This is a genomic window from Actinotalea sp., from assembly GCF_041597215.1.
GTDB lineage: Bacteria > Actinomycetota > Actinomycetes > Actinomycetales > Cellulomonadaceae > Actinotalea.
In genome coordinates this window covers 21,921-29,706 of record NZ_JBFHHB010000009.1, presented here as the reverse complement: position 1 = coordinate 29,706, position 7,786 = coordinate 21,921, and the positions used below count along the sequence as shown (strand labels likewise).

General features: G+C 72.3%; 6 protein-coding genes and 2 pseudogenes. 3 read left to right on the top strand and 5 right to left on the bottom strand.

The genetic code is table 11. From position 1 onward, the window contains the following. Positions 1–300 (top strand): annotated as a pseudogene (locus ABWK99_RS01820) (hypothetical protein); the annotation flags it as partial. Between the two features lie 9 nt (positions 301–309). Further along, complete coding sequence (arcC, locus tag ABWK99_RS01815; protein ID WP_372592977.1) at positions 310–1,248, top strand: carbamate kinase; 939 nt, start codon at positions 310–312, stop codon at positions 1,246–1,248. Here the strand turns inward: arcC and ABWK99_RS01810 are convergent. Both ABWK99_RS01810 and ABWK99_RS01805 read right to left on the bottom strand, forming a co-directional pair. Further along, entirely contained in the window at positions 1,189–2,205 is a 1,017-nt protein-coding gene (locus ABWK99_RS01810) for a hypothetical protein (protein ID WP_372592976.1), read from the bottom strand. The genes arcC and ABWK99_RS01810 overlap by 60 nt on opposite strands. Before the next feature lie 30 nt (positions 2,206–2,235). After that, positions 2,236–3,729, bottom strand: coding sequence for a serine protease (locus ABWK99_RS01805; RefSeq protein WP_372592975.1), 1,494 nt, complete (start codon positions 3,727–3,729; stop codon positions 2,236–2,238). A 210-nt stretch (positions 3,730–3,939) separates the two neighbouring features. Here ABWK99_RS01805 and ABWK99_RS01800 point away from each other — a divergent pair, with 210 nt between their 5' ends. After that, a complete protein-coding gene (locus ABWK99_RS01800; protein WP_372592974.1) occupies positions 3,940–4,698 on the top strand; it encodes a DUF427 domain-containing protein in 759 nt (252 codons plus the stop codon). 95 nt (positions 4,699–4,793) lie between these two features. Here the strand turns inward: ABWK99_RS01800 and ABWK99_RS01795 are convergent. The 3 genes and pseudogenes from ABWK99_RS01795 to ABWK99_RS01785 all read right to left on the bottom strand — a co-directional run. Next, positions 4,794–6,125 (bottom strand): annotated as a pseudogene (locus ABWK99_RS01795) (NAD(P)/FAD-dependent oxidoreductase); the annotation flags it as partial. Positions 6,126–6,264: 139 nt separating this feature from the next. Next, on the bottom strand, positions 6,265–7,146 hold the full coding sequence (locus ABWK99_RS01790; protein ID WP_372592973.1) for an NAD(P)-dependent oxidoreductase: 882 nt from the start codon (positions 7,144–7,146) through the stop codon (positions 6,265–6,267). Between the two features lie 10 nt (positions 7,147–7,156). Further along, positions 7,157–7,786 carry a dihydroxyacetone kinase subunit L gene (locus tag ABWK99_RS01785; RefSeq protein ID WP_372592972.1) on the bottom strand — a complete coding sequence of 210 codons (630 nt, stop codon included), beginning with the start codon at positions 7,784–7,786 and terminating at the stop codon, positions 7,157–7,159.

Here is a 7,786-nt window from a genome sequence, read left to right as displayed (position 1 = left end):
GAGCTCGGCGAGGCCGAGCGGCTCGCGGCCTTCATGCCGGCGTACCAGGTCGACGCGGAGCTCATGGCACTGGCGAACCCCGGAGCCAAGTTCATGCACTGCCTGCCTGCCACGCGCAACGAGGAGGTCACCGACGAGGTGCTCGACTCCGACTACTCGATCGCCTTCGAGGAGGCCGGCAACCGCCTGACGGCCCAGCGCGCGCTCCTCGTGTACTTCCTGCGGCCGGAGGTCGTGAACCCGATCAAGGTCGACGCGGCGAAGGCGGAGCTCGACCAGCTCCTCGCCGGGATCCTCTGAGGCGGGGTCGTGTCACGCATCGTCATCGCCCTGGGCGGGAACGCCCTGGGCAGCACGGCGCAGGAGCAGCGGGACTGCATCGACGCCGCCACGCCCTCGCTCGTCGGTCTGATCGCCCAGGGCCACGAGATCATCGTGTCGCACGGCAACGGACCCCAGGTCGGGGCGATCAACCTCGCCTTCGACATCGCTGCCCGGCACAGCGACAAGGTGACGGCGATGGACCTGCCCGAGTGCACCGCGATGAGCCAGGGCTACATCGGCTACCACCTCCAGCAGGGCCTGGCGAAGGAGCTCCACCGGGTGGGGATGCCCTGGCACGTGGCCTCCGTGGTCACGCAGGTCGAGGTCGCCGCTGACGATCCGGCGTTCGACCGGCCGACGAAGCCGATCGGCGCCTTCTACGACCAGGCCACGGCCGCCGCGCAGATGGCGGAACGTCCGGGACTGGTCATGGTGGAGGACTCCGGGCGGGGTTGGCGACGGGTCGTCGCCTCACCCCGTCCGGTGGGCATCGTCGAACGGGACTCGATCCTCAACCTGCTCGACCACGAGTTCATCGTCGTCGCCTGCGGTGGGGGCGGGATCCCGGTGGTCCGCGACGAGGACGGCGACCTGCACGGGGTCGCTGCGGTGATCGACAAGGACTTCGCCTCGGCGACGCTCGCGAAGGCGGTCGGGGCTCAGTACCTCTTCGTCCTCACCGCCGTGGACCGCGTGGCGGTCGACTTCGGCACCCCGCAGCAGCGGGACCTGGCGGAGCTCGACCTGGCGACCGCGCAGCGGTACGTCGACGAGGGGCAGTTCGGCGCCGGCTCGATGCTGCCCAAGGTGCAGGCCGCCATGGAGTTCGCCGCCAGCGGACCGGGCAGGCGTGCGGTGATCTGCTCACTGGAGAAGGCTCCGCTCGCGATGCGAGGCGAGAGCGGGACCGTCGTGCACGCCTGACGCGGCGTCGGCCGTGTCCAGGCGGGCCAGGAGGCCCGCCAGCTCAGCGGTGATCGGCTGCCCGGTGGCGTACTCGACGAACAGCCACTGGCCCGCCGGGTTGATCTCCAGGAAGACGTAGTCGCCCTCGGGGGTCAGGCGCAGGTCGATCGCCCCGTACAGCAGGCCCAGCCGGTCCATCAGGGCGAGCAGTCGCTCGCGCAGGGCGGAGGGGAGCTCGTGCGCGGCCGTCGGGCAGTGGGCGGTGTCGATCCGGAAGTCGAACTCGTACGCGGACTCGCCTGCGCGGAACTCGGCGGCGAACATCTCCCGGCCGATCACCGTGACGCGGATGTCGACGCCCCCGGGGATGAGCTCCTGGAAGATGACCGGCGCGTAGCGCACGGCGTCGATCAGCCCGAGGTCGACCTCGCCCACCGGGCGGGTCTCGCGCCAGGTCCTGGCCGTGGCGCTGAAGGACTTGTAGATGACCCCGGTCGGCTCGGCGGCGATGAAGGCCCGGGCCCGCTCCGGGTCGTTCGTCATGCAGGTCCGGGGGACGCGCAGCCCCAGGCGCGTGGCGATCTTCAGCTGCCACATCTTGCGCGAGGCCGCCTCGTCGCGGTCGGGGTCGTTGACCCAGGTCGCGTCCAGGCAGGACCACAGGCCCGCGACGGCTGCGGCGCACTCGCCGTGCGCGAAGGCGCGGTCCTGGGCCGAGCCGATCTCCTCGTGGAGCCCGAACGGCTGGGGCCGGCGCCACCACATGACGCGGAGCTCGTCCGCGTCCACGGACCGGGCCGCCGGGCCGTCGTCCCCCACCACCACCCAGTCCGCATGCCAGCGGTCGGCGTCCTGGGTGGTGGTGAGGGCGACGTCCCGGGGGAGTCCCGCCGTGTCGATCAGCACCGTGTCGGCGCCGAGGTGGTCCAGGTGACGCAGGACCTCACGGGTGTGCAGGTCGTCTGCGTGCGACACGATGCCGATCATGATCTGTTCCCCTCCCGGTCAGCCGAGGTCGGCGTCGTCGGGCTCTCCGGCGATCACCCCGTAGACGGTCTCGAGGGACGCGAGAGCTGCCTGGCCGGCCGCGATCGCGTTCGCGAGCTCCGCCAGGACGAGCTCGAGCTCCGTCGGCTCTGCGGGTGCGCCCTCGACCGGACGGTACGGGCCCGCCTGGACGAAGGGACGTGCGCCACCGAGCCCGGACGATCCTGCGAACCTTCCTGGTCGGAACACCGGGTCCCGGCCGAACCGCGGGTCGACGATCTTCTCGACCCAGGTGTTCGGGTTGTCACCGGCGTGGAAGGTGCCGGCGTCACCGGCGTGGAAGGTGCCGGCGTCCGCAGCGCGCAGGGTGCCCGGCTGGTCCCACCACCCGGAGGTGTCGGCGCCGAGCGGGGTGCCCAGCAGGTCCGCGACGGTGTGCGAGTCCGCCGCGCGCAGGGTCGTGGGCGCGTCGAGGTCGAGACGGGTGAAGATCTGGTCGGCTGCGGCGACGGTGTCCAGCGCGTGCGAGGTCGCGTGGACGTCTGCTGCCAGGGCCGTGAAGCCGTCGTCGGCCAGGGCGGTGCGGGACCCGTGCGGCAGGGCCTGCAGCGTCGGTGAGACGGCGAGGATCCCCGCGATCGCGGTTCCGGAGTTGCTCCCCGTGCCGGAGGCGTTGCAGCCGCCGTTGGTGTGGACGCCGACGATCTCGCCCGTGGCGGCGTGCAGGATCCCCGACCCGGAGTTGCCCCCGAGCGTGTCGATGTCGTTGTAGCGGATCTGGTTCGTCGTCACGGAGGTGGCCGGGCCGGCCTCGATCCGCTTCGGGTGCCCCGCGGGGTGGCCCATGATCGCCAGCATGTCCCCGACGGCGGCGTTGGCCGCCGCGACGGCGGTCCAGCCGTAGGTCGTGCCCGGGTTGCCGCCCACGCGGACGATCGCCATGTCGAGCCCGCCGAGGCGGTACTCGACGAGCTCGGTGATGGGGAAGGGCACCTCGGTGCGCAGCACCCCGCTCGGGTCCACCTGGTACAGCAGGTTGATGTGCATGTTCGTCGCGATCTCCTGCGGGGTGATCGCGCTGGTCGAGCCGTTCTGCCGCGGGACGGTCCAGCCGTTGGGGTTCTGGTCGAACAGGTGCCCGCAGGTCAGCACGAGGTCCGCGGCGATCAGCGTCCCGCTGCCCCAGCGGACGCCTGCGACGTCCCCGGGGTTCGTGTAGACGGAGCCGAGGCCCGCGTTCCACTGGACCTGGACGGCGGGCTTCTGGTGCGCGGCGACGAAGGCCTGCGCCACACCGAGGGTCCCGTCGTACTGCTCGACGGGCTGGGAGTCGTCGGTGGTCCCGCAGATCGACTCCAGCATCTGGGAGTATTCCGGCCCGGCGCCGCTCAGGGCCTCCGCGCTGAGGGAGAGGCGCTCGAGCCGCGGCGGGTAGAGGGCATCGACGGTGTCGACGGTCTCGGTCGGGGTGCGGGCTGCCGAGCTCCGCCTGGGTCGTGACGAGGTGGCCATGATTGCGCTCCTTTGGTGCCGGTCGTGGTGAGGCGTGGTTCACCTGGTACTCACACAGAGCGGTGTGCGAGCCGTTTGTGACATGGGTCACGTCGTCGAGGTCGCCAGGGGTGTCAGCGCCGGTGCGGACGGCCGGACCGGGCGTGGGCGGAATGGGGCGAGACCGCGGCGGGTTCCCCAGGGACCGTTCCGCCACCGAGAGGAAGCCCCATGTCCAGTACCTCGAGCCCGATGGCCGTCGCCCCAGGGACGGTCCAGGAGGGTGTGACCCGCATCCGGGCGTACAGCGGTGGTGAGCTCGTCGCCGATGCCGTCGCACCGCTGCACGTGTGGGAGCACGCGTACTTCCCGCAGTACTACTTCAGTCAGCAGGACATCGAGGTCGAGCTCGTCCCGGTCGGCCACGGGCCGCGCTCGAAGGTGCTGGGCCCCAGTGAGGTCTTCGACGTCGTCCTCGGGGATCGCCGCCTGGCGCGCGCGGCGCAACGCCACCCCGAGGCGCCCGACCAGAGGATGCGCGACGCCGTGACCTTCACCTGGTCCGCGATGGACGCCTGGCTCGAGGAGGACGAGCTGCTGCACACCCACGCGCGCAGCCCGTACGTGCGCCTCGACGCCCTGCCGTCCAGCAGGCACGTGGTCGTCGAGCTCGGCGGGGTCGTCGTCGCGGACTCCGTGCGCCCGGTCGCGCTCATGGAGACCGGGCTTCCGGTGCGGTACTACCTCCCGCGCGCCGACGTCCGGATGGACCTGCTGACCCCGACCGGGACGACGAGCCACTGCCCCTACAAGGGGGAGTCGGCCTACTGGAGCGTCGCCGCGGGTGGGGTCGAGCTCGTTGACGCCGTGTGGGGGTACGAGACCCCGCTGCCCGAGTCGGTGCGGCTCGCGGGCCTGGTCTGCTTCTGGCCGGAGAAGTCGGCGGAGCTCGTGGTGACCGTCGACGGGCGACGCATCGGCCAGGACTGAGGACTGCGGCGGCGTCGGATGATCGCGGCGGTGACCCGGGTCACGGCGGGGTGGGAGAGCCGCCGTCGCACCTCATCGATCGCGGCGTTCCAGATGCCGTCGCCGTAGGTGGGGTAGGCGTGCACGCTCGCCATGAGATCCCGCACGGTGAGCCGGTGCCGCACCGCGAGGGCGACCTCGGCGAGCGACTCCCCGGCGCGGGGGCCGACGATCGTCCCGCCGAGGACGCGCCCGCCCCTGCCGAGCGCGAGGCGGGAGAAGCCCTCGGTTCGCCCCTCGGTCACGGCGCGGTCGACCTCCGTGTGGGCCCGGGTGACGATCCGCGGCCGCTCCCCGCCGCGGGCCCAGGTCGCCGTGCCCACCGCGGCGATCTCCGGGTCGGTGAACGTCACCCGCGGGACGACGTCCACCTCCGCCCGCCGGCGTAGCCCGAGGACGGCGTTGGAGGCCGCCACGCTCGCGTGGACCCCCGCGAGGTGGGTGAGCTGTGGGTGCGGGGTGAGGTCCCCCGCGGCCCAGATCCGCGGGTTCGAGGTCCGCAGGGTCGGGTCGACCACGACGAAGCCCTGCGGATCCGTCAGCACCCCTGCCCGGTCGAGCCCGATCGCATCGGTCCGCGGGGTGCGGCCCAGGGCCACGAGCAGGGTGTCGTACCCGACCTGCTCCGTCACCCCGGCCGTCAGCACCGTGCCGCCGACGTCCCCTGGCTCGACCGCGACCGCACGGTGGTCCGTCAGGATCCGCACGCCGTCGCGCGTCAGCGCCCGGTGGACGACCTCCGCGGCATCCGGGTCCTCCAGGGGCAGGATGCGCGGACCTGCCTCGAGGATCGTGACGCGCGACCCGAACCGGGCGAAGGCCTGTCCGAGCTCGCAGCCCACCGTCCCCCCGCCCAGGACGACGAGCTCGTTCGGCAGCGTCTCGAGCGTCCAGATCGTCTCGCTCGTCAGGGGCGCTGCCTGCGCGAGGCCAGGGAGGTCCGGGAGGGACGGTGTCGCGCCGGTGGCCAGCAGGGCGCGGTGGAAGGGGTGCTCGGTCCCGTCGACCTCGACGAGACCCGGGCCGGTGAACCGCGCGTTCCCGCGCAGCACCGCGACCCCGTGCTCGCGCAGTCGTGCGGGGGAGTCCTGCGGCTCGATCGTCATGATCGCCTCGCGGACGTGCGCGAGCACAGCGGCATGGTCGACCTGGAGGGAGCCGACGACGATGCCGAGCTCGGCCGATCGACGCGCCTGCGCTGCCTGGTTCGCCGCGGCGAGCAGGGCCTTGCTGGGCACGCAGCCCGTCCACAGGCAGTCCCCGCCGGTGCGGTCCCGCTCCACGAGAGCGACACGCGCACCGAGCTGGGCGGCAGTGGTGGCGCCGACGAGCCCTGCGGTGCCACCACCGAGCACGAGCAGGTCCCACGGCGTCGTCGTCGTCGACATCGGTGCTCCTCGTCCGGCCTGCAGGTCGGTAGCGGAACCCGGCCGTGCGCCGTGTGATTCCCTCCAGCCGGCACCTCCTCGGGGGCAGTGAAGAGGTGCCGGCCGCGTCCGGTGGCCGGACGTCAGGGGAGGCGAGGAGTCACGTGCTCAGGTCGACCCCTGCCCGTTCCGCGATCACCTTGATGAGCGCGGAGGCGTTCTCCTCGCCGTACCCGCGGTCGACCGCCGCCGCGATCGTGCCTTCGGCGAGGTCGACCCCGGGGACAGGTGCGCCCACCTGGGCGGCGAACTCCTGGATGAGTCGCGCGTCCTTGAGCATCAGCCTGAGGGCGAACGACGTGGAGTAGTCGCCGTCGAGCACCATCGGACCCACACCGTCGAAGATCGGCGAGCGGAAGTCCGTGACAGCGAGCACCTCGAGGACGCGTGACAGGTCGAGCCCCGCGGACCTCGCGAGCGCCAACGACTCCCCGAGGGCGTGGAGCTGCGCGGCGACGAGGAGGTTGCCGACCAGCTTCATGCGCGCCCCGGAGCCGTTCGGGCCCATGTGGTGCACGGTCTCGCTGACGACGTCCAGGACCGGCCGGACGCGTTCGAGCGTCTCGGCAGGGCCTCCGACCACGACCCAGAGCCCGCCCGAGGCGGCTTCGCCCTTCGAGCCGAAGACGGGTGCGTCGAGGAACGGCACCCCGGCCGTCGCGAAGGCGGCAGCCTCCTCGTCCGAGAGGTCAGGACTGATCGTCGAGAGGTCGATCACGACCGTCCCCGGGTCGGCAGCCGACGCGACGCCGTCCGCACCGAGGACGACCTGCCGGACCGCTGCGTCGTCGGACAGGCAGATCATGACGACCTCGCGGCCCTGGACCGCGTCGGCGATCGTCGTCGCGACCCGCACACCGGTGAGGTCCTCCGCCCTACCGGGCGTGCGGTTCCAGACGGTCACGTCGTGTCCTGCCGTCACGAGGTTCGCGATCATCCCGCGACCCATCGTGCCGAGCCCGAGGAACCCGATGCTCGTCATCGCCGGCTCCTCACTGCACCCGCTCGACCGCGTGGCTGTCGCGCCACGACTCGAGGAAGCGCAGGAATGCGGTGGCGCCGGGATCCTGCAGGCCGATGCTGCGCTCCTGCAGCCAGGAGGCGCGCCCCCGACGGGACTGCAGGTCGCGGGTCACGACGACGGCGTTCTCGGCGTTCGCGATCGCCGAGGCGAGGCCGGTGGCCCCGTCCGGGGCGTCCGCGAGGGCGTCCGCAGCAGGCATGATCGCGTCGAGGATCGTCTTGTCCCCGATCTGGGTCTTCCCCCGGGTGGCGATGTTCTCGCCGCCGGCGCGGACGAACGTCGCGGCGTCCTGCACCGTCACGTCGTCGAGCCCGGCAAGGGTCTTCGACCCGGCGAGGAGGCCGCCGGCCACCAGCGCGGCCATCGTGGACGGGTTGGCGTTCGCGAACGCCTTCGCGCACATCTTGGCGATCTCGGCGGGTGTGGCGTCCTCCGGCATGGTCTCGAGGGCGGCGATGACGGCCTCCGCCCCGAGCGAGATCGTGATGCCGAGGTCGCCGTCCCCGAGTGCCTGGTCGAGGTCGCGGAGCTCGTCCGCGTAGCCGACCAGCTCCGCGAGGCTCCGTCGGATTGCGGCGTTCAGTTCTCGTGACTCCAT